This window comes from Paeniglutamicibacter sp. NPDC012692 (assembly GCF_042901625.1).
Lineage (GTDB): Bacteria > Actinomycetota > Actinomycetes > Actinomycetales > Micrococcaceae > Paeniglutamicibacter.
On record NZ_JBIBDE010000004.1, the window covers coordinates 47,299 to 70,511 of the forward strand.

Consider the following 23,213-nt stretch of genomic DNA (forward strand, 5'->3'; position numbering starts at 1 on the left):
CAACGTCATCTGGTTCCCCGAAGGGCCCCGCTCGAGTGCGAGCGGGGCCCTTCGGGCATCTTTTGACTGGTCAACCGTGGTATGTTCGGCATGTCCCGCCAACCCGGTCCGCGTTCACGCAACGTCGCCGGGCACCTTGGCGGCACATGTCCGCGGACGATCGCAGGGAGCTGCTGGAGGCAGGATATGAGACGGTTCTGGACGCGCCTGATGGTGGTGCTCACGCTGATACTGGGCGTGAACTATGTCGCCTGGCGTTGGGCCGCCTCGCTGAACTGGGACGCCTGGTGGATCGCGGTCCCGTTGATCGTTGCCGAGACCTACAGCCTGATCGACGTGCTCCTGTTCGGCATGACGGTCTGGCGCCTGAAGGAACGGACCGGGGCGCCCGAGGCCCCGGCGGATGCGACGGTGGACGTCCTGATCACCACCTATAACGAGCCGCTGGAGATGGTGATGGAAACCGCGCTGGCCGCCCGGCGCATCCGGCATCCGCACAGCACCTGGATCCTCGACGACGGCGACCGGCCCGAATTGCGGCAGCTGGCGGCGGAGCACGGGCTTGGCTATGTCACCCGCGGCGAGGACTGGACCAATATGCCGCGGCACGCCAAGGCGGGGAACCTGAACAACGCGCTGATGGTCACCGAGGGCGAGTTCCTGCTGATCCTGGACGCCGACCAGATCCCGAAGCCGGAGATCCTGGACAAGACCCTGGGCTACTTCAACAACCGGAAGGTCGCGCTGGTCCAGACCCCGCAGTACTTCATCAACGTGCCCCACGACGATCCGCTGGGCAGCCAGGCGCCGCTCTTCTACGGGCCCATCCAGCAGGGCAAGGACGGCTGGAACGCGGCCTTCTTCTGCGGGTCGAATGCGGTCCTGCGCCGCGAGGCGCTCATGCAGCTGGGCCTGGTCGGCTACGTGCAGGAGACGGAAAAGAGCGTTCGCCGGGCCCTGTCCGCATCCCGCAAGGCCATCCGGCAGGCCCGGAAATCGGCGGATGCCGCCTCCCCGCTGGTGGCGGGGATGCTGGACGAGGTGGAGGCCGCGACCCTGCATGCGGGCAGCCAGCTCGAAGCGGGAAAATCCCTGAGCGAAATCACCTACGAGGTACGGCGGAAGGTGGACGCCGCCGTCCGGGCCCTGGTCGAGGCCGACATGCATGCGCTGCAGGCCGACCTCGAGGAGATCGCCGCGCTGGACATGGCATCCGTGGGGGACACGGGCGTCCTGGCGATCACCGACGAGGCCGTGCAGCGGCTGGCCGAACGCGAATGGTCCCCGCTGGGCGCCATGGAATCGGTCCAGGCCGTCCTGGACGCGCTGTCGGTGGAACGCTCCGGCGAGGCGCAGCCCCTCATGCCTATGGCGACGATCTCGGTGACCGAGGACATGGCCACGGCCATGCGGATGCACGCCCTCGGCTGGAACAGCGTGTACCACCACGAGGTGCTCGCCCACGGCCTGGCGCCCGAGGACATCGGCACCATGCTGACCCAGCGGCTGCGCTGGGCACAGGGCACCATGCAGGTCATGCTGCGGGAGAACCCGCTGGTCCAGCGCGGGCTGAAGTGGGGCCAGCGGCTGATGTACTTCGCCACGATGTGGAGCTACCTCAGCGGGTTCGCCGCCGTCGTCTACTTTGCGGCGCCCGTCATCTACCTCCTGCTGGGCATCCTGCCGGTCGCCAGCCTCAGCACCGATTTCTTCATCCGGTTCATTCCGTTCATGGTCGTGAACCAGCTGCTCTTCGCCGTCGCCGGGCACGGCATCCCCACCTGGCGCGGCCAGCAATACAGCCTGGCGCTGTTCCCGACCTGGATCAAGGCCTGCACCACGGCGGCACGCAATGTCTGGTTCGGGCGTCCCCTGGGATTCGCCGTCACCCCGAAGAGCCGCCAGGCAGGGGGCCCGCGCTGGAGCCTGATCCGTCCGCAGCTCACGGCCGCGGCCCTCCTGGGCGTCGCAGCCGTCGCCGGAATAGTGCGTCTGGCCACGGGTTTGGCCGAACCGGTCGGTACGCTTGTCAACGTCGGCTGGGTCGTCTTCGACCTGCTCGTGCTCAGCGTCCTGTACAAGGCAGTGCGCTACCGGGGATTTGCGCCGGATGAGATTTAGCCAGATCACAAGGGAACGTCGCCGCATGGTCCGGTGGACGGCAGAAAGGAACCACGATGGAACTTAGCCACATGGCCAGGGGGTCGTACACGGAAGTCACGGCCTCCGGCAGGTTGAACATGGTGTCCGCACCCAACCTGAGGACGTACGTGAACGAGGTCGTGGCCGCCGGCTCGAACCGGATCGTCGTCAACCTGGCCGAGACCACCTTCATGGATTCCTCGGGCCTCGGCGCACTCATCGGGTGCCTGAAGGCGGCCCGGCAGGCGGGCGGGGACCTGCGCATTGCCGCCGTGCAGCCGCAGGTGACGATGGTCCTGGAGCTGACCAGCATGGACCGCGTGCTGACCTCCTACCCGTCGGCAGAGGACGCGTTCGGAAATGACTGACCTCATTGCCCGCCGCAGCTTCCGCGACCAGGCCCTCCCGGCCGCCATCGAGGCGATCCACGACCTGCTCGAAGAGCTGTGGGACGACGCGCCATTCGTCCCCGACATGGACCGCATGACCTTTGCCACGGCCGTGATCGAGGCCGCCACGAACATCGTCCTGCACGCGGTCCCGGAGTCGCCGGACCCCGTCGAGCTGGGCATCGAGATCGGCGTCAGGGCGCAGAGCCTGCGGGCGGAAATCAGCGCGTTCGGGGCCGCCGACCCGCAGCTGGGAACCGAGGCCAAGGGCATGCCCGGGCCGGAGGCCGAGTCGGGGCGCGGGCTTGCCCTGATCCGCGCACTGGTCACCACCGTCACCTTCGTCCGCCAGGACGGCACCAACACCTGGGTCCTGTCCCGGGATTCGACACCGCACCCGTAGGGAAGGAAATTCCATGACTGCCGACCCCGTGCGCATCCTGACGGGATTCGACGACCTTTCGCCGTTGCGCAAACAGCTCCTGTTCGCGGGGCTGTTCCTCGTTGCCGTGCTCATGAGCACCATGATCCCGACGCTGTCCATCAGCAACGCGGCATCCGTCGTCGCCGGCGTGGCGTTGGTGGCCGTGGCCACGGTGCTGGCGTGCATCTTCGGCCGCCCGTCCTTGCTGCGCTTTGCCACCATCGTGCCGGCCCTGGACTTCATCGCCGCGGGGCTGCTGCGGCACGGCACCGGCGAGTCCCACTCGATCTTTTCCTCGTTGGCGTTGCTGCCGGTGCTCTGGTTCGCCGTCATGTCAGGTCGCCGCTACGTCCTGTATGCCGTCCTCGGAACGGTGGTGGCCATCATGATGCCGTTTGCGCTCGGTGCGCAGACCGTCGACAACCCCAACGAGCTCGCCCGCGGCATGATCAACACGCTCATCTTCGCCCTTGCCGCGCTCACGGTCAACGAGCTGGCCACGCGGGCCCGCCAGTACCTGAACACCGCACGGATAGAGGCCGCCACGGCCTCGGAGGAACTCAGCAGGGCCGCCCAGATCCAGAGGTTCCTGCTGCCCAAGGAAGCCGCGCTGCTGGCCGGCTACGAGACCGCCGGTGCCTGCATCCCCTCGAAGGCCGTTGGCGGGGACTTCTTCGACTGGTACCCGATCGAGGGCGGGCTCGGGTTCACCCTGGGGGACGTGATGGGCAAGGGCGCCGGCGCGGGCATGATCGCCGCGACGACGCGCGCGGTCATCCGCAGCGCGCGAAACAGCGAGGACCCGGTGAAGGCCATGGTGATGACCTCCGACTGCCTCGCCACCGAGTTGAGCCAGGCCGCGGCCTTTGCAACCCTCTTCCACGCCAGGCTCCGGGCGACGGACGGCAGGGTCGTCTTCTCCGATGCGGGCCACGGCCTGAGCCTGCTGGTGCGCAGCACCGGGACCTGGGGGCGGCTGACCTCCCACGAGCAACCCGTGGGGCTGATGCCGGATGCGACCTGGACGTCCCGGGAAATCACCCTGGCACCGGGGGACATGATCGTCAGCTTCAGCGACGGGGTGCTGGACCTCTACGACGGAACGCTGTCCGCCATCGCCGAGGTCGCCGAGCTGGCACGCAACGCCGACAGCGCCCAGGACCTGGTGGACGCCATCCACCGGCTGGCCACCGGGCACACCAACCCGGACGACGTCACCGTCCTGGCCGTCAGGCGGTCCGAACTGAGCAACGCGGTTCCGCGGGGCCGCGACGCCGGCCGGCGCGCCATGTCCTCGGTTTCCACGGACTAGGGCCCGCGCCTAGCGGAGGGGGCCCTGCTCGAGTGCGAGCAGGACCTTTTTGGCGTCCAGCCCGCCCAGGTAGCCGCCCAACGACCCGTCGCTGCGCAGCACCCGGTGGCAGGGCACCAGGATCGGCAACGGGTTGGTGGCGCAGGCCGTGCCGACGGCACGCACCGCGGCCGGGCGGCCGGTCAGCGCCGCCATCTCCTTGTAGCTGGCGGTGTGGCCGTAGCCGATGCGCGGCAGGGCAAGCTGCACCTCAAGCCGGTAGCCGCTGGACAGCCGGTGGTCCAGGCCCAGGTCGAACCCCGTGCGTGAGTGCGCGAAGTACTCGTCCAGCTGGGTCGCCGCCGCGTCCAGCGGTGCGGCGCGGTGCAGCACCCGCACCCCGACCTTCTGGGCCAGTGATCCGAGCACCGCGTCGAAGTCCTCCGAGTCGAAGGCGACCCGCACGATCCCGCGCTCGGTGGCCGCCAGCATCAGCTGCCCCACCGGCGAATCCACCAGCCGGTAGGAGACGTCGATCAGCCCCTCGGCGGCGGCGCGCTCGGCCAGGTTTTCCTTCAACATGTCGATTTCATGCATGGCGAGTTCGCTCATCGTTCTTCCTCCGAAACTTCCAGCAGTTTGCGCAGAGACTTGATGCCGTCGGCCGCGGCACGGCGCAACGAGGCGGCGCTGCCGCCCAGGAACTCCGGGATCTCCGCATACGGGAAGCCGAGCAGGTAGTGGTAGCCGATCGCCTTGCGCTGCAGCTCGGTGAGCGAGCCCAGCGCGTCCCACAGGCCGGCGTGGTCGAACAACCCGTCCTGACCGAATCCGTCGCTGGGCACCGCCGTCTCCGGCAGGGAATCCACCGGGACCGGGTGCCGCGAACGCAGGGCGTCGATCGCCTTGCGCCGGGCAATGGTGATCAGCCAGGCCTGCACGTTGGCGCCCGGCTCGAGCCCCGAGTAGGCACGCAGGGCCGCGAGGAACGTTTCGCTCCACGCGTCCTGCGCGTCCGGTCCCGGGCGCAGCAGCGCCGTGCACATGCGCAGCACCGCCGGCCCGTGCTCTCGCACCACCAGCTCGAAGGGCGGGTTCGTTTTCATCTCCACACCATGTAAACGCACCCGGCCCCCGATATGTGAGGTGCCGGGTGCATTATTTGTCAGCGCAATGTTTCTCAGCGCAGGATGATCGTCGTGGCCACGGCGGGGGAGCGGCCCGACTCCACGAAGCCCGAGACGTTGGAGCCCGGGTGCTTGATGATGTCGGTGACCGATCCCAGGTGCTTGGACAGGTCGATCTTGTCCTCCGGAGCGGCCAGCAGCAGCTGGAAGCCGAATTCCTGCAGCGCGTTGATGCCGGCGGCGGCGTACTCGGAGTTCGCCTGGATGAACGCCTCGTCGATCATCACGGTGCCGTAGGCGGTGAAGCCCGCGGTCGCGAAGCCCAGCTGGTAGGCCAGGGCCGCGCCCATGATGAAGGAGGTGAAGCGCTGGCCCTCGCCGCCGGAGAGCGTGCCCGGTTCCAGGCCCGTTTCCAGCTCGCCGTTGGGCTTGTGCTCGTTGCAGCTGATGGTCACGTGCTGGCGCACGTCCAGCACGGTGTCGCGCCAGGCTGCCCGCGACGGGTCGTCCAGCGAGTCGACCAGGTACTCGAGAGCCTTGTAGCTTTCGCTCAGCGTTGCCGAGCCGCGCGAGGAGTACGCCCCGGCCAGCGCGTCCTTGAGCGCCTGGCGGAAGGCCCGGGCCTCGTCGGGGACCGTGGTCTTGACCTCGAGCGCCAGCTTGGAGCCGTGCTCGAACGGCACGTCGGCCAGGATCTGGTTCAGCGGGGAGATGCGTTCGGCGATCTGCCGGCGTTCCTCCTCCAGCAGCTGGAGGAGGTCGGAGAAGCGCTCGTAGGAGCGGTTGGAGAAGTACTCGCGGAACTCCTCCTCGTGCTGCGGCAGCCCTTCCTCGATGATGCCCTGGTGCAGGGCCACGTAGTGCTCGGCCGCCTCGACGCCGGTGCCGAAGCTGACGGCCGCCGAGTTGCCGAACTCGCGGGCGAACGCTTTGAAGGTGTCCTTCAGGGCCGCCTCCAGGGTGAAGGTTTCCCGCTTGAGGTCGGCGCCGGATTCGGAGAGCGCGAGCGCGAGCGCGTTCAGCGCCGCCTCGAGCTCCGAGGTGCCGACCGGCTGGCGCTGTTCCAGGCGGGTGATCAGCGGGGCCAGCTGCTCGCTGGCGGCCAGCATGTCGCTGGCCCATTCCTCGGTGGCCGAATCCCGGACCTTGGCGGCGCGTAGCGCGGCCGAGGCCTTCTCCAGGCCGCGGGCCAGCGTGGCGGCCTCGGCGCGGGCCACGGCCAGGGTGCCGACGCATTCCTCGAGCTCCGCGCGGGCGGCCTCGAGGGCACGGCGCACCGGCGACAGGTCCCCGGAGGTGGACAGGGCCTCGGCCATGCGGGCCTCGAGGTCCTGCAGCGTGGTCAGGGCGCCGGAGGCGTCCAGCGAGGCGAAGCTGCGTTCGTCCGCGGCCAGCGTGCCCAGCAGGGCCAGCTTGGAGGCGAGCTGGTCCTTGGCCGCCGAGCGGTCGTTGGCGACGTCCTCGATGCGGGAGAGCTCCTCGACCAGCGAGGCGAGCTTGGCCTCCAGCTCGGAGATCTTCTCCGCGTTGGTGAAGCCCAGCAGGTAGTCGGAGGCGGCGACCGAACGGGTGTCCCGCTCGAAGCTGCCGGCGCCCGTCTTGATCGTGCCGGCCATGGAGATGGCCTTGTCGTGGATGTGCAGCCCGGCGTCCGAGTCGACGCAGACCAGCGGGTAGTCGGCGGCGATCTTTCCGCGCAGCCAGGTGCCGGCGTCCGAGTGCTTGAAGTCGAGCTTGCCGACCAGATCGCCCGGGCCGGGGACGACCTCGCGCGGGGTCTTGGAGATGTCGTTCCAGCGGATGCGTCCCAGCCCGCTGAGCGAGTCGATGGCGTGGGTGACGGACTTCAGGTCCTCGCCGCGCACCAGGATGGTGGTGGCCAGCGAACGCAGCGCCTTCTCGGCGGCGGGGCGCCACTGCCCGTGGGCGGGGGACAGGTCGATCAGCTCGCCGGCGAACGGCAGGTCCTCGATGCCCAGCTTGGTGGCGGCGGCGATGGCACGGCGTGCGGCGATCGAACGGTCGTCGATGTTGGAGCCGCGCTTGGCGTAGGAGTCGATCTGCAGCTTGAGCTTGGAGATCCGGTCCTTCAGGTTCATCACGTTTGCCATGGCCTCGTACTCCATGGTGCGCGCGTCCTTGGCGATGGAGGAGAGGTTCTCCGCGCTCACGGCCGCCTGCCGGCGCATGGCCTGCAGGCCCGAGGCCGTGAAGGTGAAGCCCAGACCCGCTGCCTCGAAGTCGGAGCGCAGCGTGCGCAGCACGGCCTCGCGCTCGGCCAGCGACTTGCGGGCGGCCTCCGCCTCGCGTTCAAGGGCAGCCAGGCCCGCGCCGCCCCCGGCCTCGAGCTGCTCGTTCAGCGAGGTCACCTTGGTGTCCAGCACGGCCTTGCGGGCCGTGGTTTCCTCGATGAGCGCCGCGTTCTTCTCCACCGCGGCGGTCAGCTGCTCGGTTTCGCTCTGCAGCGCCCGGGTTGCCAGCTGAGCGCCGAAGGCGGGCAGCTGCGTGGTGACCAGCGTGTTGAGCTTGGTCAGCTCGGCGCTGAGTTCCTCGTGGCGCAGCTTCTGCTCGGGCACGTTGGCCAGGGCGTCACGCTGGGCGCGGGCCTCCTCCAGCTGGCGGTGGATGCCGCGCAGGTGGGAGAAGTCCTCGATGGCCCCGGCGGCGGCCTTCATGGTCGTCGGGATTTCCAGCACTTCGTAGCGGAAGAACTGGTTGACGCCCTTGTCCAGGCCCTTGCCGTTCTGCAGCGTGCGCAGCAGCGAGAACGCCTTGTCGTTGTCGATGCCCAGGCGGCGGCGGAACTTCTCCGCGAACGCGCGGTGCACGTCGAACGCCTCGAAGCCGGGCAGCGACTTCTGCAGTGAGGAGGGGGTGAAGCGGCGTGCGCCGTGTTCCTCCAGGGCGGCGGTGTCCAGCACCCGGTCGCCCATGACGTAGTGCTTGCCGACCTGGCCCTCGAGCCCGTTGGCCGGCAGGTCGAAGATGGCGCCGATGCAGACGTTGGAGCCCAGCCCGTCCTCATAGACCAGGGCGATGGCGCTCCAGCTGGCGCCGGGGCGCTGGTAGAGCGTGCCGGCCTCGGTCTTGAAGCGGCGGCCGCGCATGTAGGAGTAGGTGGTGCGCCGGTCCTTGCGGGTGGAGGCCTCGTGCGCGGATTCGTTCAGCCGCGGGGCGGCGTAGAAGATGTGCCCGATGCCGTCGAAGAGCGTCGACTTGCCCACGCCGGGGTGGCCGGTCAGCAGGGTGCCGGCCCGGTCCACGTACAGCGTGTGGCGGCCGTGGAAGGTGCCCCAGTTGATCACCTGGATCTGGGTCAGCCGGTGCTGGCCCGGGTTCACGGCGTCGGAGAGCGGCAGGGTCATTTCGATGCTCATGCGTCTTCGGTCTCCAGTTCAAGTTCTTCGGTGTCATCCGCGCCCACGCGCTCGATCGCGGCGATGTAGTCGGGGATTTCCTCGATGGTCGCGAAGGGCAGGGCCAGCGCCAGCGCGCCGGAGACCTTGTATTCGTCGGCCAGCTCGGTGGGCAGGATCAGCTTCAGGCTCAGCAGGCGGGCCAGCGCCGCGTCGGTGGTTTCCTCGAGCTTCTTGTCATCGGTGTCCCCGGGGGCACGGTGTTCGAGCAGGATCTCGCGGGCCGCGTCGCGGGTGACGACGGCGTCGGTGCCCGAGCCGGCGTGGCGCTCGAGCAGCAGGCGCAGGCGCAGCGCCAGCAGGGTTTCCTCGCGCTTGAGCGCACGACGCGGGGCGATGGCGGTGGTGTGCGCGGCCTCGAGGGCGACCGGGCTCAGCAGTGCGATCTTGCGCGAGGCATCGACCTCGAGGACCAGGAAGATCTCGGCGACGTATGCGGAGATCTCCGCCCGGCGATCCAGCACCAGCTGCCAGAGCCGCGGCTCGGCGACACCGTCAAGGTAGGGGCCGCGCAGCAGGCGGACCAGAAGCTGGCGCAACGGCAGTTCGAAGGAACCCGTGTCGCCCTCGAAGAGGCGGCGTTCGGCTGCGGCGCCGGAGGGCAATGGCGTACTCATGCTGGATCCTTCGTGAAGCTGATGGCTGGCACCAGGGCGGTGCGGGTGGTGCCGTCGACCTGGGTGAAAGTGATTTCTTCGAAGCTTGTCTCGTCCGGGTCCTCGCCGTCGAGGCGGGCGGCCTCGATCAGGTAGCGGATGGTGTTCAGGTGCTTGTGCCGGTCCTCGAGCGTCTTGTACGCCTCGGTCAGCGACACCGCGCCGCCGGATGCCGAGCGCGCCGCCGAGACGGCCTTGTTCAGCGCCGGGACGTCGGGTCCCGGGGTGCTCGGCGTGCGGCGGATGTCCGCGACCGAGAGTTCCGGGGGTGCGGCAAGCTTCGGCGGTGCCACGTGCTCGTCCGGGTCGTAGATGCCCAGCCCCGCGATCGAGGTGAAACGCGGGCTGTAGAGCTTGATCGGGGCGACCAGCGTGCGCGAATGCAGCGCACGCGAGGAAGCGACGGCGAGCTCGGCGGCACGAACGGCCTCGCGCAGCACGGCGGCTTCCTTGAACTCCTCGGACTGCACGTAGGCGTGCAGGGATTCGGACAGACGGCCGTAGGACTGGTGGACCTCGGAGGCCTGGCGGCGCAGCTCGCGCAACAGGTTCGCCAGCGTGTGGCGCTCCTGGGCGTCGAGGGAATCGACGAAGTCGCGCTCGAGCACCTCGTTGACCGCCTCGCGGAAGCGCACCTGCGCCTCGGGGGAGTTCAGGAACTCGGTGAAGCCGCGGAAGGTCTCGCCCTGCGGGGTGCTGCGCAGCTGCTTGTCACCCTCGAGCACCGCACCGATCGCGACGCCCTTGACGGAGGAGGATTCCATGATTTCCCCGCGGAGCGCGTGGAGCATTTCCTGCACACCGTCGCGCATGCGCTTGAAATCGGCGGGCAGGCCCGAAGCCATGTCCAGCACGGACCTGGTTGCCGCAAGCGCGCCCTCCTTGGGCAGCACGGCGGGGGAGGTTCCGTCGCGCAGTGCAGTGATCTTTTCCTGGCGCTGGGCGATTTCCGCTTCGAGTGCGCGGATGCGGGCCGCCGGGTCGGGGTCGGTTTCGTGCGCCAGGGACTCGAGGGAAACCAGCAGGGTGTTCAGCCGCGAGGAGTTCAGGTTGGTGCGGTCCCCGGAGAAGTCCGCAAGGAACTTGAGCACGCGGGCCGTCTGCGCGGTGGGTTCATAGACGAAGTGCCCGTCGACCAGTGGCCTGGCCAGGAACTGGTTTTTCACCCAGGCGTCGGCATATTGAGTGGCCGTCATGGTGTCGTTGAAGCCGGGGTCCTCGGCGCGCACCACCTTGAGGAACGCCTCGAGCGAGGCCTGGAAGACCTCAAGGCCGATCCGGGGCTTGGCGCTGGTGAATTCTGCACGCAGGAAGGCAACTGCCCACGGGGCGGTGGAGAGCAACTTCCAGGCCGCCGAGGACCTGAATTGTTGCGTCTGACTCCACAGCGGGCTCGCTTGGTGGGTAGGTCGCATCACGGTCCTTTTGCGGGGGATTGAACCCAACAATCCTAGTCCATCGGCGCGCCGATTTAAGGTTCGCGCGCAAGCGGGTAGGGTCGATCGCACCGATCCAACAACCAACACGCGGCCATTGCCGTGGGGAGGAAAAGGGAGAAGATGCTCCAACGCACACGTCTGGCAGCAGCCGCGGCGGCGGCCTCGGCACTGGTTCTTGCCGGCTGTACGCCCGCGCCACAGGGGGTGCCGGCACCGAGCAAGCAGGCCGCGACCGTATCCAGCCCAGCGTCGGCCCCGGCAACCGCAACCCCCGCAACACAGGTCCCGGCAAGCCAAGCCCCGGTGCCCGAAGCAACGGGGGAACCGGCGGAACCCGCCGAGGCCGAGCTCATCGGCAAGGCCAAGGCGTTGGCCGCCGGCTACGACTACGACGCCGCGGCAAAAACCCTGGGGGGCGTCACCGGCCCGGAAGCCGAAAAGGCGCTGGCCGGGATCGCCAGGGCCAAGGCCGGCACCGTGGTCTGGGAAGACAACTCCAAGATCTCCCATCTCTTCTTCCATTCACTGGTGGTGGATCCCAAGCGCGCATTCGACGGGGACAAGCGCCAGCAGGGCTACCTGGACTACATGGTGACCATGTCCGAGTTCAACAAGATCATTCCCGCGCTCCACAAACGCGGTTTCGTGCTGGTGAACCCCGCTGACATCGCCGGCTTGGACAAGAACGGCAAGATGGCCTACCGGAAGATCCACCTGCCCCAGGGCAAGACACCGATCGTCCTGTCCGAGGACGACGTGAGCTACTACGAGTACATGGACGGGGACGGCTTCCCGTCAAAGCTCCTGCTCGATGAACACGGGCAGGTCAAGAACGAATACACCGATGCCCACGGAAAGACGACGATCGGCGCCTACGACATGGTCCCGCTCATCGACGAGTACGTCCGGAAGCACCCGGATTTCTCATACCGCGGGTCCAAGGGCATCGTGGCGTTGACCGGCTACAACGGGGTGCTGGGTTACCGGACCTCCAAGAGCGAGTACCCCAAGAGCAAGACCATGGCCAAGGACACCGAGACCGCCACGCAGGTGGCGGATGCGATGAAAGCCAACGGCTGGGTCTTTGCCTCCCATTCCTGGGGACACATCGACATGGGCAAGAGCCCCATGCCGCGGTTCACCAAGGACATGAAAAAATGGGACGCGGAGGTCCGCCCGATCATCGGGGACACCGACCAGCTTATCTACCCCTTCGGCGCCGACATCGCCCACGTGGAGAGGTACAAGGGCACCAGGTACGACGCGCTCAAGAAGGACGGATTCGACTTCTTCTACGGGGTCGACGGCACCGCGCCCTCCTGGGTGCAGAAGGGCGACACCTACCTGCGCCAGGCCCGCATCAACCTCGACGGACTGCAGTTCGCCAAGGAAAAGCGCGGGGACCGGCCGGTGCTCAAGACCTTCTTCGACGTGAAAAAGGTCGTCGACCCGGCCAGGCCCAAATAGGGCCGCGATTCGGGGCGGTCCCATCTGGCTTCCGCATTGCGAACGTCCCGGCAGCGTTTGATCCGGGGTACGAGCCCTGGCATGGAGGGGTCGCACCCCGGACCATTCCAGGGGCGGTGCAGCTGGGCGTCCCTGCGAGGGGGAGACCTTAGAAGGGCTTGGTCGGAAGGTACTTACCGTCCAAGATGATGACTGCCCGGGAACCGCCCTCCGGGTCTTCAACCTTCTTGATGTCCAGTTTGAAGTTGATGGCGCTGATGATGCCGTCGCCGAACTGTTCGTGCACCAATGCCTTCAGCGTGGAGCCGTAAACCTGCAGCATCTCGTAGAAGCGGTAGATGGTGGGATCCGTTGGAACGCCACCGGGAATGCTTCCGCGCAAGGGAATGGTCTGCAGGAGTCGGATTGCGTCCCGGCTCAATTCAAGCCGTTCGCCGACAACTTCCGCGGCGTCTGCCGGCAGCGGATGCTGGCCGAGCAGGGCCGCCGTCACATAGGCCAGGCTGAGGTTGGTGCCGTCGGTGAGATCCTGCCAAGAGAGGTCCTTGCGGGTCTTTGCATCGACGATGACGGCGGTGAGTTCCTCGCGCGGTGTCTGTGAGAACTGGGAATGAATCATGGTGATTCCTTTCTGGGTTTGGGATTTTGGGATTTTGGGATGTGGGGGGCGTTCAGGCGGTAATGCCGGAAGCGGCTGGTTCGGAGGGTCCTTGTGAATGATTCGCGAGGTTGACGAAACGACCAGAGGAACCGTCGAGGGTGTCGATTGAGCCCGATTCGATGTCGTACACCCAGCCGTGGAGGGTCACGACGTTCTGGTCCATTGCGAGCGCCACCGAGGGATGCGTCTTGATGTTGTTCAGCTGCGCAACGATATTTCCGCGGACCATGGCTGACAGTCGCTCCGCGTCGGACTCGTGGGTGTGGGCGGCGTTCACGGCTTTGGCCGCGTCGGCATGGGAAAGCCAGTTGGCGACTGCCGGCAAATGCCCAAGATCCTTGCCTGTGGAAATGGCCGTCATCGCACCGCAGTCGGAGTGGCCGCAGATGACGATGTCCGTAACGCCCAGAACGGCGACGGCGTACTCGACGGTGGCGGTGACGCCGCCGGGTTCCGGGCCGTAGGCCGGGACTATGTTGCCGGCATTCCGTATGACGAACAGATCGCCCGGCTCCCTTTGGGTCAGCAGCTCCGGCACTACCCGGCTGTCCGAACAGGTGATGAACAATGCTCCGGGGTTTTGGCTGGTTGCCAGTTGCTTGAAGAGTCCCGAACGTTCAGGGAAAGCTTCTTTTTGGAATTTCAGAAAGCCATCGATGATGTCTTGCATGGGCGGTCTCCTTGCGATGGGTTGTATTTCAAGGATGACGGCGTTTTTCTATAGTGTCCAAGACCTGTTTTCGATCGAATTCATAGGGTTTCCCTATAGTATGAATCGCATGATGCTGCGCCATGTCCGTTACCTCACCGCCGTCGCCGAACACCGGAACTTCACCCGGGCAGCGGAGGCGCTGTTCGTTTCGCAGCCGACCCTTTCGCAACAGATCAAACAGCTGGAAAACTCGTTGCAGGTCCAGCTGCTGGACAGATCGGGACGGACGGTGCGGCTAACCGACGCCGGCGAGGCCTATCTGCACTATGCGAAGCTCGCCGTGAGGGATTTGGATGCGGGCGAACGGGCAGTCCATGACGTCAAGGACTTGAGCCGTGGTTCGCTCCGATTGGCAATGACGCCCACTTTCACCGCGTACTTGATCGGGCCCCTGCTCGAACGTTTCAACACCTTGCATCCGGGCATCACACTGAGCGTGCAAGAAATGACCCAGGACCGCATCGAGGCGGCGTTGGCTGAGGACAGCCTTGATCTCGGCATAGCATTTTCCGGGGTCCGCTCGGTGGAGATTGAATCCCAGGCGCTGTTCGTGGAAACACTGTGCCTCGTCCTCGGCACAGCCCATCAATACGCAGGGCGAACCGAGGCGATGACGTTGAAGGAGCTAGGCCAAGAGGACTTGGTGCTTCTCAGTCGCGACTTTGCGACGAGGGGCCACATCGATCGATACTGCCAGGAACACGACATCGCGCCACATATCGCGATCGAGGCCAATTCGATCAGTGCGATCGTGGAGACGGTTCGCCGCGGGCGGCTGGCAACCATTTTGCCGGAGGCCATCGCCCGTGATCGCGATGGCCTTGAAGCGATCGCGATTTCGCCAGAGATTCCCTCGCGCACGGCCGCCCTGCTCCGCAGGAAAGGGGCATACATGAATGCCGCCAGTCTGGCATTCATGGACCTGATCGCGCACTGGAAATAGCAAGGCGTTCCGTTTCCGCGTAGGGCACGTTTCACCGGCAACCCTGAAATCCGGCAACCCGATCAGCGGCTGTGCAGCCGGTTGCCCCGACGCCGGCGCATGGCACTCGACGATGCCCGCGAAGTGGCGAGCCGTATCGAGCAACAAGAACCGGCGAGTCCGGAACCAATCCGGCCAGGCGGGCACCAGAAGCGAACCGTTTGCTGCAGTGTCCGGCCCACACCAGCGACGGGTGACTTCGATCGGCTAAAGGTTGCCGGCGTCTGGCCCGTCGGCCCCCGGCTAGAACTCGTCGCTTTCCACGGTCTTCTGCTGGTGCGAGTTGTACCTGCTGCCGTGGATCGTCTCGTTGTTGATGACTGCGTTGAGCTGCGCCAGCTGGTCTTGGTCCAGCTCGACGTCCAGGGCGCCCATGTTCTCGGCAAGGTGCTCGGACCTGGTGGTCCCGGGAATCGCGTGGACGTGGTCTCCCTGTGCCAGCACCCAGGCCAGCGACAGTGCGGCCGCGGTGGTTCCCCACTGCGCGGCCAGCTGCTTCAGGCGGTCAACCAGCACCAGGTTCTGCGGGTAGTTTTCGGAGCGGAACCGTGGCATGAAGTGGCGGATGTCGTTCTCCGGCAGGGACTCGATGTCCCGCAGGTTGCCGGACAGGTAGCCGCGGTACAGCGGGCTGAAGGCCACGAACGCGGTTCCCAGCTCGGCGCAGGCATCCAGTATGGCGATTTCCGGGTTGCGGGTCGCCAGCGAGTACTCGTTCTGCACGGCGTCGATCGGGTGCACCGCGTGGGCCTTGCGCAGCGTTGCGGCCGAGATTTCCGACAGCCCGATGCCGCCGATCTTTCCGGCGGCCACCGCCTGCGCCAACGCTCCCACCGATTCCTCCACCGGGACGGCAGGGTCGAGCCGGTGCAGGTAGTAGAGGTCGATCCGGTCCGTCTGCAATTGCTGCAACGAGGCATCAACCTGGGCGAGCAGCAGCTCGGGGCGGCCGTCAATGACGCTGCGCCCGTCGATCAGCGACAGTCCGCCCTTGGACGCCAGGAAATATTCGTCGCGGCGGTGCTTCAGGTGCTGACCGATGAGCTCCTCGCTGCGTCGGCCGCCGTAGAGCGTGGCCGTGTCGATGTGGTTGACGCCCGCGTCGAGGACCTCGTTGAGCAGGCGGCCGGATGCCTCCGGGGTCGGGAAGTTGGAGTAGCCGTGAACGATGTTCATGGCCCCGTATCCGAGGGGGTTTACCTTTTGGCCGGCGAGCACGCGTGAAGTCATGCTCTTATTCATAACATGTCCCGAGTGCCAGGAAAGCCCCGAGCTCCGCGAACGAGGCGGGGTTGGACGGAAGGAAATGGGTGAGCCTGGGGGAGCGCACGATCACCGCGCGCCACTGCCCGCGCGAGACGGCGACGTTGATCCGGTTCCGGTTGAGCAGGAACTCGATGCCGCGCGCCGCGTCGTCGGCCGAGGAACACGCCATGGACACGATGACCACCGGCGCCTCCTGTCCCTGGAACTTGTCGACGGTCCCGACCTTGACGTCCTCGAGGCCCGCGGCATCCAGCTCCTCGCGCAGCAGGTTCACCTGCGCGTTGTAGGCGGCAACCACCAGGATGTCCTCGGCCAGCAGTTCCCGCGGTGCCTTGCCGGTGCCGCCGACCCAGCTCAGGCCCATGTGGGCCCGGACCTGGTTGATGATCTCCTGCGCCTCCTCCACCGATTGCGTGGTGTTGCCGTGGTGCTCGACCAGGACCGTGGCGACACCGGCGGGCACGCCGGAGAGCGAGCGGGTGGCGGCCTCTGCCGCCGAATGCAGCTTGGATTCGTAGCTCAGGGCCGAGACCTTCCCACAGAGCTCCGGGTGCATGCGCCACGAGTCGGCCAGGAAGTAGCCGAGTTCCTCCGGCAGTGTCGGGTGCCCGGCGCTGAGCCAGCCCAGCGCCGACTCGTCGACCGGCTGCGGGTGGGAACCCTGGGTGACCTGCGGCAATTGCTGGGGGTCGCCGAGCAGCAGCAGCCGCTTGGCGGCGCGGGACACCGCCAGCGTGTTGGCCAGCGAGTACTGGCCCGCCTCGTCGATGACCAGCAGGTCGAGCGATCCCTCCGGGACCCGCTTGCCGGTCATGGTCCAGGCCGTGCCGCCGATCAGCGCGCCCTCCTCGCCGCCCAGCAGCCTCTCGATGGCGTCGTCGGTGGTCCCGTTCCACGGAACCCGGGTCTTGTCGCCGGCCTTCTGCTTCTTGGCCACCTGGTCCGGGTGCACGCCGGCATTGCCGATGGCCTTGTCCAGCACGTTGTCCACCACGGCGTGGGACTGGGCGACGACCCCGACCTTCCAGCCCTGCTTCACCAGGGCGGCAATGACGTGGGAAGCCACGAAGGTCTTGCCCGTGCCCGGGGGGCCCTGCACCGCCAGATAGGAATTGTCGAGGTCGTTCAGGGCCTCGACGATCGCAGGCACGACGTTCTTCAGTCCGTCGACCTCCTGCGGCACCGGCGGCCCGGACAGGGTGGTGAAGCGAGGGGCGGCCTTGCGCAGGATGTCGATGCCCGGGTGCTTGGGCAGCGAGGGCAGCGAACCGCCCACGGTGCGGGCGAGCTCGGCCAGCGAATCACGCAGGGAGGTGGTGTTGATCGGCTGGTCCGGGGTCAGCGCGACGGGCAGGGCCCCGAAGGGCGGGACCTTGGTGTTGGACTTTTCGGTGATGACAAAGCGCTCGTCGTTTTCGCTCACCGTGGCGTTGAAAAGGCCGGCACGGTCGGCGTTGCTGGGCTCCAGTTCCGGGGGCAACGGTGCCCCGTACATGGCAAACCAGCCGCTGCCGACCTTGAAGTCCGAGCCCTCGGCCATGGTGCCGCGCAATTCGGTGACCCTGGATTCGACCCTGGCCCGGGGGCTTGCCTTGTGCCAGTCCTCGACGACCTCGGCGTCTTCGACGATGAACACGTTGCGGGTGTCGGCCCATGACTCGAAGGGCTGGTCGAGCCTGTCGAAGTGCTCCCACCAGAACTGCTTGGCCTCGCGGCGGTGGTAGCCGGTGGCCGCGGCGACCATGGCGATGGCGCGCTCGTCGTTGGTCAGTGCCCGGTTCTGCGGCAACGTTTCGAGGTAGGCGCGCAGCGCCAGTTCCTCGGTGCTGGGTTCGACCTCGTCGATGTCGGGGAGCGGGGTTTCCTCGACCCATTCGGCGCGCGGCACGTGGGGGACCAGGCCCAGCAGCCAGTCGCGCAGCCGCAGCGTGGAGAGGCAGTCGTACGCGTTGTAGTCGCTGATGGATTCCAGGATCCCCGCGGCGGCAGCGGCGTCGTTCTCCAGCGCGTCGCAGTACTTGGCATACGCGACGATCGAGGCCCCCGCATCCTTCACGTCCCCGCCGCGCAGGTTCTCGCCCATGTAGAGGGGTTCGAGTTTCTTGATGGAGTAGGAGCGTTCGGAGATCAGCAGCGAGTGCCTGACGGTGTCGTAGAGGTCGACCAGCAGGCCGTCGCGAAGCCACTGGTCGATGGCGTCCTCCGCAACCACGTGGCGCAGCGACAGGTTCCGCAGCGCGCTCTTCTCGTACGGTGCGTAGTGGTAGACCTTCATGTCCGGGTAGGTTTTCCGGCGGTCCTCGACGTAGGCGACGAAGTCGGTGAAGGCCTTGCGTTCCTGGGCCCTCGAATGGGCCCAGAACGGCTTGAAAACGGGTTCTTCGGTGTCGATTTCGATGACGCCGAAAAGGTATTCCAGGCCCCAGGAATCGTCGAAGGGGTCCTGCCAGAGCGGGTCGCCCTCGAAGTCGAAGAAGATGTCCCCGGGGTTGGGTTCGGGCAGGCGGGAAATCGTTTGGTTGCCCGAGACCTTGTAGGCGACGCCTCCGACGACACCGTCTCTGCCGCCGAGGCCGACCTGCATGCGGGCCTGTTCCGCCAGCTTGAAGTGGGTGTCCTTGGACCCGGTGTTGCTGTGCGCCAGCTCGTCAATGGTGGCGATGCCCGACTCCATGAGCTTCTTGCGCTTGGTAGTGCTCATTCCCGCGACCAGCAGCAGGTCGCGGTGCTCGGTGACCTGCTCGGAGCAGTAGTCGCAGCGCCCGCACGCGCTGATCCCGGGCTGGCCCCAGGCCACGGTCTGCTCTTGTTTTTGGTGGGATTCAACCAGCGACTTGAAACGGTCCCGGCGGTCCCTGAAGACGGGCAGCAGCTCGTGCATCCGGTGCACCGAATGCGTGTTGTCGCCCAGCACCAGGGTGGTGTCCGGCGCAACCTCGACGCCCGCGGCCAGGAGCTGGTCTCCGTAGGCGGCAAGCTGCAGCAGCGCTGTGACGCGGGGGTGGCGGGCCAGCTTGGTGTCCCACACCGCGTAGGCGCCGTTGTCCTCGCGAATCAGGAAATCGGCGAAGCCAACGAACTCCCCGTCGAAGAACGTTGCCTGGAAGACCACGTCCGCGCCCATGCGCAGGGCGTCCTGGGTTTCCCGGTGGGCCTCTTCCAACGAGGTGCGGTCCCCGCGGACGCCCGCCTGCAGCATCTTGACGCCGCGGCCGGACGACGGATCGTACTCGCCGAACTTCTTCAGCAGGTCGTCCAGCACCTTGTGTTCGTGGGTGTCACCGAGCTTCGCCGTGCGTTCGAGCATTTCGTCGGTTTCGGATTTCGTAGCCTTGCTGCGGCCCAGTTTTTCATCGAGCTTGCTCAGCGAGGTGAATTCGCAGCTGGCTGCGGTCACCAGGTCGCTGGCGGAATAGATCAGATCTTGGTCGAGGAAAAACACGAGGCGAGCGCTCCTTCAAGGCTTGGTTTAGTTTCGAAACTAGCACCTGCCGGGTGTCGCTTTGGTTTTGTGCCCCCTGCCCCAGGCTGTTTGCCGCCGGGCGGCACAGAAAAACTCCAAGTCCGATGAAACGTGAGCTCGTGGAACCGTGTTGGATCCCACTGAAGTCGATGAAGGAGCATCGCATGGTGGGTTGCTCCGCGCGAGCGGCCAAGGCCTGCTGCAATGCCCCCTCGCTCCTATGGCGTGTCTCCTGGCTCGGTAGTCGCAGCTCTCCAGGGAACACGGCCCGCGGCACCACGGGCGGGCGGTACGTCAGGGTGGGCTTGTGTCGTAGCCGGTGGTCTCCATTGCCGAGGCTGTTGAAGCTGCATTTGACGGCGTTGCGTCGTTTGCACGCTTCCCTGTTGCAAGTCGCCGGCCACCCGCCGGCGGATCCCTATGCATTTCCGGGTGTTCTTTGGGTCCTCGCATTCGGGGGATCCCACACCGGACGCCGCGCTGCCGCAGATGTGCGCGGGCGGCCTAGGAGGTCAACGAGCAGATTCCTGCGATTCGAGTGGTCCCGAATGTGGCGGGTGAGGTGGGCGCAGTGCTGGCGGGTGCGGTTCACCGCGGAATCCACCGACATCTCCCGGCTGGCCTATCCCTCGGTTTGCATGCGGCGAGGAACTGTTTCCTGCGGTACCGACGGGGTTTGGCCGGACCGCTCGTCTTGACGAGGTGAAGAGCGCTGAAGTGGCTACGAACCCATGTAGTTCTTGAGCCAGATACCTTTGAGGTATGTGAGGGCCTCCATGTACACACTGTCGTTGTTGTTGTGTTGTATGCAGATCGGGTAGATGTACACCGAATTCGAGCCGTTTGGAATTTTTTTCGCGCTCTTTCCCGACACCACATGTCCACCCACCATGGTTGGCCCGCAGGGGAATCCTTGCGACAAGTATGAGGTGCATTGCGTGGGATACATCCCGAATTGTTTTGCCCACAACATGATCCAGGTTAGGCCGCCAATCTTCGGGTCGGCGGTGCTGCCGATGACATTTGCGAACGCTTCTCCGTATGACATCGTCACCTCTCCTCCGAATACGGACTCGACGGTGTAGATCATGTCCTTCGGGCCAAGTTCCTGTCCTTGTTCGTAAAGTCCAAGGAAGGTTCCATCACGGTAGACGGTCAGCAACTGTAGGTACTCGTCGCTCGTCAGTTCCGGTGGATGCATGCGCACTTGTGTGGAAAGTCCGACAGTTTCTGTCAAAGCAGCGATCAAGGACTCGTTCGCCGATCTTGCCATCCGGGTGAACACTTCGTCCAAGCCGGGAGTTAGGAGCGTCCGGTAGTTCCAATGGAGATTTGCCATGAGATCATCGGCAAGGAATCCGCCCGAGGATGCTCGTTGATAGCAGAATTCGGACGTTCCTTCGGGGACAGTCAGGAGGCACATCGCCTCTGATGAATCAAAGTCTGTTCCGCAGACGGTGACAAGCCCGTTCTTCTCGTCAAAACTGTATCGGAACGTCAACTGTCCCAGAAGTCGGCGATTTTCAACGGCAGGCAGGATACCGAGATCGAATGGTTCAGACTCAAAGGTGTGCTCGCCGTCTAGAAGGCGAATTTTGATGGTGTGAGGCCGGCCGTTCAGTTCGACGTAGTCGTTTGTGTATCCACCGGTCGCCTCGACTGCGAATTCAATGTCCAACATGGCCAGTTCTACCCCTAAGCTTCGGTAATTGGTGAGGACCTTGCAGTGTGACGGTTTCTGTGAGTCTGAAAACTTGGGCTCATGGTGAGATGTCATGGCGTCGGAGATATGCCGAACTCCTACCAGTTGTGGAACGGCGGTGGAACTGTTGCCGATCGTGATGCTCGCGCGTGGAGCGGAGCGCCCGGTTCGCGAGCACTGTCAGGAGTGCTTGGTGAAGTCGGATCGACGGATCAAAGTGCGAATGTGCGAATGTGCCGTCAAGCCTGGTCCACCAAGTCCGTTTCTCCGGACAGGGCCGTCCCCCGCTGCACCTAGCGTCTTATTCTTGAACGCTGTGGTGCGCCCGGGCGTCTGGCCCATGGCACCACCCTGCACGATGGGGATTGAGCCGCAGGATGTGCCGGGTTCTTTCAAACTTCATCTCGAATGCAATTGCCTACGCGGGATTTATCAGGGCGATCTTCGTGCCCAGAATCAGTGCCGTTTCGGCGGTCGATTCACCGGTGAAAGTGCTGGTTGCCTTATCTGCTTTCCAACCGGAGGAGGTGCTGCCGCCGCCGCCGGTAAAGGTGAAGGGGCCGATCCGCACTCCAGCGGACACTTCCCACTTCTCGGAGAAAGAGCTAAAGGTGGAGCTGCTGACCTTGATAGAGAAGGACGGCTTGTAGCAAACGATCATCCCAACCTTTTGGACTCCCATGATGCCGTCTTTGCCCCAGACTGCCTTGGTGTGGTCTTCACCGTTGGAGGAATAGCCTCGGACGAAGGGACCCTCGGAGACGCTGCGCACGAATGCCCCGTTGTACCACCGGCCTGCTTCGATGCTGATACTGTCCCAGGCCTTGAAGCTAACAGTGACTTCCAAGGAGTTGTCCGTGCCGAACTCGTCAATGCGTTCCCATGAGCCACCAACGTTTACGCTCCAGAAGAAGTTACCTACTGAGGCGCTGCCGCCAGCCCAAGATTTCTTGTAGTCGTATTCGGCTTGCGAGTTGGAAAAACTGATCTTGCCGCTGGTGCCGCCGGTTCCAGCCTGGACCTTTTGCAACCATGTTGTCGCATCCATGCCCAGTGAGTAGCTGGGTACAGCCGGGAAGTTGGCAAGGGACGGGTCCTGGAGCCGGGTGTAATAGTCCTTGTTGTTCAGCCTAAGGATCGCGTCATTCAGACCGGGTGTGGACGTTTCGGAGAGCAACTGGTCCAGCAGCCGTTTCTTTGCATCGACTGTGCTGGAAGCTGCTGCCAGCTGCGTAGCCCAGGCCTTGCCGCCGTAGCTACCCAACCATTCGGTGAAAGATGGGACGTTGGTTCCTCCCGTCTCACGTACATAGGCCTCGCGAGCCTGGCTGTAGGTGATTTGGAAGTCGTTGGTCGCCAGATTCAACACGTTGCGTGCTTGCGAAATTTTCTCGGCCAGTGCCGGGTCCGAGGTGTCGGCGGCAACAACATGGAGCATCTGCTCGTAGGCATCATTGAACTCCGTGCCGGCTGAAGTGTAAGCGCCGGTAGCGCTGAACTGGGGCACAGCAGAGCAGAAGTCGTACTGCGCAGCGCTTGTATAACCGACGTTGGCAACTGGCCAGTCCCACGTTGCAAAGGGGTAATTGAGCTGGAAATTGGAGGGATCCACACCGAGCCCGGATGCGATGGCACCGTAAAGGTGGCCCCACGCCTTATCGTTGTCCTCCGCCCCTGCGACCGTGGTGATTGGGCTTTCGCTGGTGGTGGCCAGCGGGTGCTCGGTGGTCAGGATTGTGTCTGCGCTGTGCTCAAGCTGCTGAAGGATTTCAGTCATGACGATCAACTCTCTGTATTAGAGGTGGCGCCTCCGGAGTTTTGATGGCGCATGGATCCGGAAGCTCATGTGAAAAACATGGTGTGCGGCGCGCCGGATTCCCGGCGTTTTCTCTGGCAATGCAGCGTAGTGCTGCATTGCCCGGAACTGGGGGACACGGGCTCTGAATATGAATTTGGGCCCGTGGAAGCGGTGTTGCTGGGTGGGCGACCGCAGACCGTTCGCCGTTATGGGCTAACGGCTACACGGCCGCCGTACCATTTCAAACGCCCCTGCCGGAGGTTGCGGCGTTTTTAGAG

General features: G+C 65.3%; 17 protein-coding genes. 6 read left to right on the top strand and 11 right to left on the bottom strand.

Annotated elements, in window-relative coordinates; translation table 11 throughout:
* Window positions 1–186 precede the first annotated feature (186 nt).
* The 4 genes from ACFY5D_RS14640 to ACFY5D_RS14655 are packed head-to-tail and all read left to right on the top strand — an operon-like array spanning window position 187 to window position 4,267.
* Window positions 187–2,121, top strand: a complete 1,935-nt coding sequence (locus tag ACFY5D_RS14640) for a glycosyltransferase family 2 protein (protein ID WP_387531192.1) — start codon at window positions 187–189, stop codon at window positions 2,119–2,121.
* 56 nt (window positions 2,122–2,177) lie between these two features.
* Window positions 2,178–2,510, top strand: coding sequence for an STAS domain-containing protein (locus ACFY5D_RS14645; protein WP_387531195.1), 333 nt, complete (start codon window positions 2,178–2,180; stop codon window positions 2,508–2,510).
* Window positions 2,503–2,934 (top strand): ATP-binding protein, encoded by a 432-nt coding sequence (locus ACFY5D_RS14650; protein ID WP_387531198.1) that lies wholly within the window; start codon window positions 2,503–2,505, stop codon window positions 2,932–2,934. Before ACFY5D_RS14645 ends, ACFY5D_RS14650 begins: the two co-directional genes overlap by 8 nt.
* Window positions 2,935–2,947: 13 nt before the next feature.
* The gene (locus ACFY5D_RS14655) at window positions 2,948–4,267 is read left to right on the top strand and encodes a PP2C family protein-serine/threonine phosphatase (protein ID WP_387531201.1); all 1,320 of its coding nucleotides are present in this window, start codon (window positions 2,948–2,950) and stop codon (window positions 4,265–4,267) included.
* Between the two features lie 9 nt (window positions 4,268–4,276).
* On the opposite strand, the gene ACFY5D_RS14660 is transcribed toward ACFY5D_RS14655, so the two are convergent.
* The 5 genes from ACFY5D_RS14660 to ACFY5D_RS14680 all read right to left on the bottom strand — a co-directional run bounded on the left by ACFY5D_RS14660 (window position 4,277) and on the right by ACFY5D_RS14680 (window position 10,860).
* Window positions 4,277–4,858, bottom strand: coding sequence for a methylated-DNA--[protein]-cysteine S-methyltransferase (locus tag ACFY5D_RS14660; RefSeq protein ID WP_387531203.1), 582 nt, complete (start codon window positions 4,856–4,858; stop codon window positions 4,277–4,279).
* Window positions 4,855–5,352, bottom strand: a complete 498-nt coding sequence (locus ACFY5D_RS14665) for an RNA polymerase sigma factor (protein WP_387531206.1) — start codon at window positions 5,350–5,352, stop codon at window positions 4,855–4,857. The genes ACFY5D_RS14660 and ACFY5D_RS14665 overlap by 4 nt, the downstream gene beginning before the upstream one ends.
* A 74-nt stretch (window positions 5,353–5,426) precedes the next feature.
* Window positions 5,427–8,750, bottom strand: a complete 3,324-nt coding sequence (locus ACFY5D_RS14670) for an ATP-binding protein (RefSeq protein ID WP_387531209.1) — start codon at window positions 8,748–8,750, stop codon at window positions 5,427–5,429.
* A complete protein-coding gene (locus tag ACFY5D_RS14675) occupies window positions 8,747–9,406 on the bottom strand; it encodes a DUF4194 domain-containing protein (protein WP_387531212.1) in 660 nt (219 codons plus the stop codon). Before ACFY5D_RS14675 ends, ACFY5D_RS14670 begins: the two co-directional genes overlap by 4 nt.
* Complete coding sequence (locus ACFY5D_RS14680; RefSeq protein ID WP_387531215.1) at window positions 9,403–10,860, bottom strand: DUF3375 domain-containing protein; 1,458 nt, start codon at window positions 10,858–10,860, stop codon at window positions 9,403–9,405. Before ACFY5D_RS14680 ends, ACFY5D_RS14675 begins: the two co-directional genes overlap by 4 nt.
* 144 nt (window positions 10,861–11,004) lie before the next feature.
* On the opposite strand from ACFY5D_RS14680, the gene ACFY5D_RS14685 reads away from it, so the two are divergent.
* On the top strand, window positions 11,005–12,351 hold the full coding sequence (locus ACFY5D_RS14685; protein ID WP_387531218.1) for a polysaccharide deacetylase family protein: 1,347 nt from the start codon (window positions 11,005–11,007) through the stop codon (window positions 12,349–12,351).
* Window positions 12,352–12,499: 148 nt separating this feature from the next.
* Here the strand turns inward: ACFY5D_RS14685 and cynS are convergent, their stop codons facing one another.
* Entirely contained in the window at window positions 12,500–12,970 is a 471-nt protein-coding gene (cynS, locus tag ACFY5D_RS14690; RefSeq protein WP_387531221.1) for a cyanase, read from the bottom strand.
* A gap of 52 nt (window positions 12,971–13,022) precedes the next feature.
* The gene (locus tag ACFY5D_RS14695; RefSeq protein ID WP_387531224.1) at window positions 13,023–13,682 is read right to left on the bottom strand and encodes a carbonic anhydrase; all 660 of its coding nucleotides are present in this window, start codon (window positions 13,680–13,682) and stop codon (window positions 13,023–13,025) included.
* A gap of 109 nt (window positions 13,683–13,791) precedes the next feature.
* Between ACFY5D_RS14695 and cynR the strand changes: the two genes are divergently transcribed.
* Window positions 13,792–14,667 carry a transcriptional regulator CynR gene (gene cynR, locus ACFY5D_RS14700; protein ID WP_387531227.1) on the top strand — a complete coding sequence of 292 codons (876 nt, stop codon included), beginning with the start codon at window positions 13,792–13,794 and terminating at the stop codon, window positions 14,665–14,667.
* A 282-nt stretch (window positions 14,668–14,949) separates the two neighbouring features.
* Here the strand turns inward: cynR and ACFY5D_RS14705 are convergent, their stop codons facing one another.
* From ACFY5D_RS14705 to ACFY5D_RS14720, 4 genes are all read right to left on the bottom strand, one after another.
* Window positions 14,950–15,936: an aldo/keto reductase gene (locus ACFY5D_RS14705; protein ID WP_387531230.1), complete on the bottom strand. Its 987-nt coding sequence runs from the start codon at window positions 15,934–15,936 to the stop codon at window positions 14,950–14,952.
* Window positions 15,937–15,940: 4 nt separating this feature from the next.
* Window positions 15,941–19,414, bottom strand: coding sequence for a TM0106 family RecB-like putative nuclease (locus ACFY5D_RS14710; RefSeq protein WP_387531233.1), 3,474 nt, complete (start codon window positions 19,412–19,414; stop codon window positions 15,941–15,943).
* A 742-nt stretch (window positions 19,415–20,156) separates the two neighbouring features.
* A complete protein-coding gene (locus ACFY5D_RS14715) occupies window positions 20,157–21,116 on the bottom strand; it encodes a hypothetical protein (RefSeq protein ID WP_387531236.1) in 960 nt (319 codons plus the stop codon).
* Window positions 21,117–21,555: 439 nt separating this feature from the next.
* Entirely contained in the window at window positions 21,556–22,914 is a 1,359-nt protein-coding gene (locus tag ACFY5D_RS14720; RefSeq protein WP_387531239.1) for a hypothetical protein, read from the bottom strand.
* Window positions 22,915–23,213 lie beyond the last annotated feature (299 nt).

Coding starts and splice junctions, on each gene's coding strand:
- ACFY5D_RS14640 (WP_387531192.1), top strand. CDS start 187: ATGAGACGGTTCTGGACGCGCCTGATGGTGGTGCTCACGCTGATACTG.
- ACFY5D_RS14665 (WP_387531206.1), bottom strand. CDS start 5,352: ATGAAAACGAACCCGCCCTTCGAGCTGGTGGTGCGAGAGCACGGGCCG.
- ACFY5D_RS14660 (WP_387531203.1), bottom strand. CDS start 4,858: ATGAGCGAACTCGCCATGCATGAAATCGACATGTTGAAGGAAAACCTG.
- ACFY5D_RS14680 (WP_387531215.1), bottom strand. CDS start 10,860: ATGCGACCTACCCACCAAGCGAGCCCGCTGTGGAGTCAGACGCAACAA.
- ACFY5D_RS14645 (WP_387531195.1), top strand. CDS start 2,178: ATGGAACTTAGCCACATGGCCAGGGGGTCGTACACGGAAGTCACGGCC.
- ACFY5D_RS14695 (WP_387531224.1), bottom strand. CDS start 13,682: ATGCAAGACATCATCGATGGCTTTCTGAAATTCCAAAAAGAAGCTTTC.
- ACFY5D_RS14715 (WP_387531236.1), bottom strand. CDS start 21,116: ATGTTGGACATTGAATTCGCAGTCGAGGCGACCGGTGGATACACAAAC.
- ACFY5D_RS14670 (WP_387531209.1), bottom strand. CDS start 8,750: ATGAGCATCGAAATGACCCTGCCGCTCTCCGACGCCGTGAACCCGGGC.
- ACFY5D_RS14650 (WP_387531198.1), top strand. CDS start 2,503: ATGACTGACCTCATTGCCCGCCGCAGCTTCCGCGACCAGGCCCTCCCG.
- ACFY5D_RS14655 (WP_387531201.1), top strand. CDS start 2,948: ATGACTGCCGACCCCGTGCGCATCCTGACGGGATTCGACGACCTTTCG.
- cynS (WP_387531221.1), bottom strand. CDS start 12,970: ATGATTCATTCCCAGTTCTCACAGACACCGCGCGAGGAACTCACCGCC.
- ACFY5D_RS14705 (WP_387531230.1), bottom strand. CDS start 15,936: ATGACTTCACGCGTGCTCGCCGGCCAAAAGGTAAACCCCCTCGGATAC.
- ACFY5D_RS14720 (WP_387531239.1), bottom strand. CDS start 22,914: ATGACTGAAATCCTTCAGCAGCTTGAGCACAGCGCAGACACAATCCTG.
- ACFY5D_RS14675 (WP_387531212.1), bottom strand. CDS start 9,406: ATGAGTACGCCATTGCCCTCCGGCGCCGCAGCCGAACGCCGCCTCTTC.
- ACFY5D_RS14685 (WP_387531218.1), top strand. CDS start 11,005: ATGCTCCAACGCACACGTCTGGCAGCAGCCGCGGCGGCGGCCTCGGCA.
- cynR (WP_387531227.1), top strand. CDS start 13,792: ATGATGCTGCGCCATGTCCGTTACCTCACCGCCGTCGCCGAACACCGG.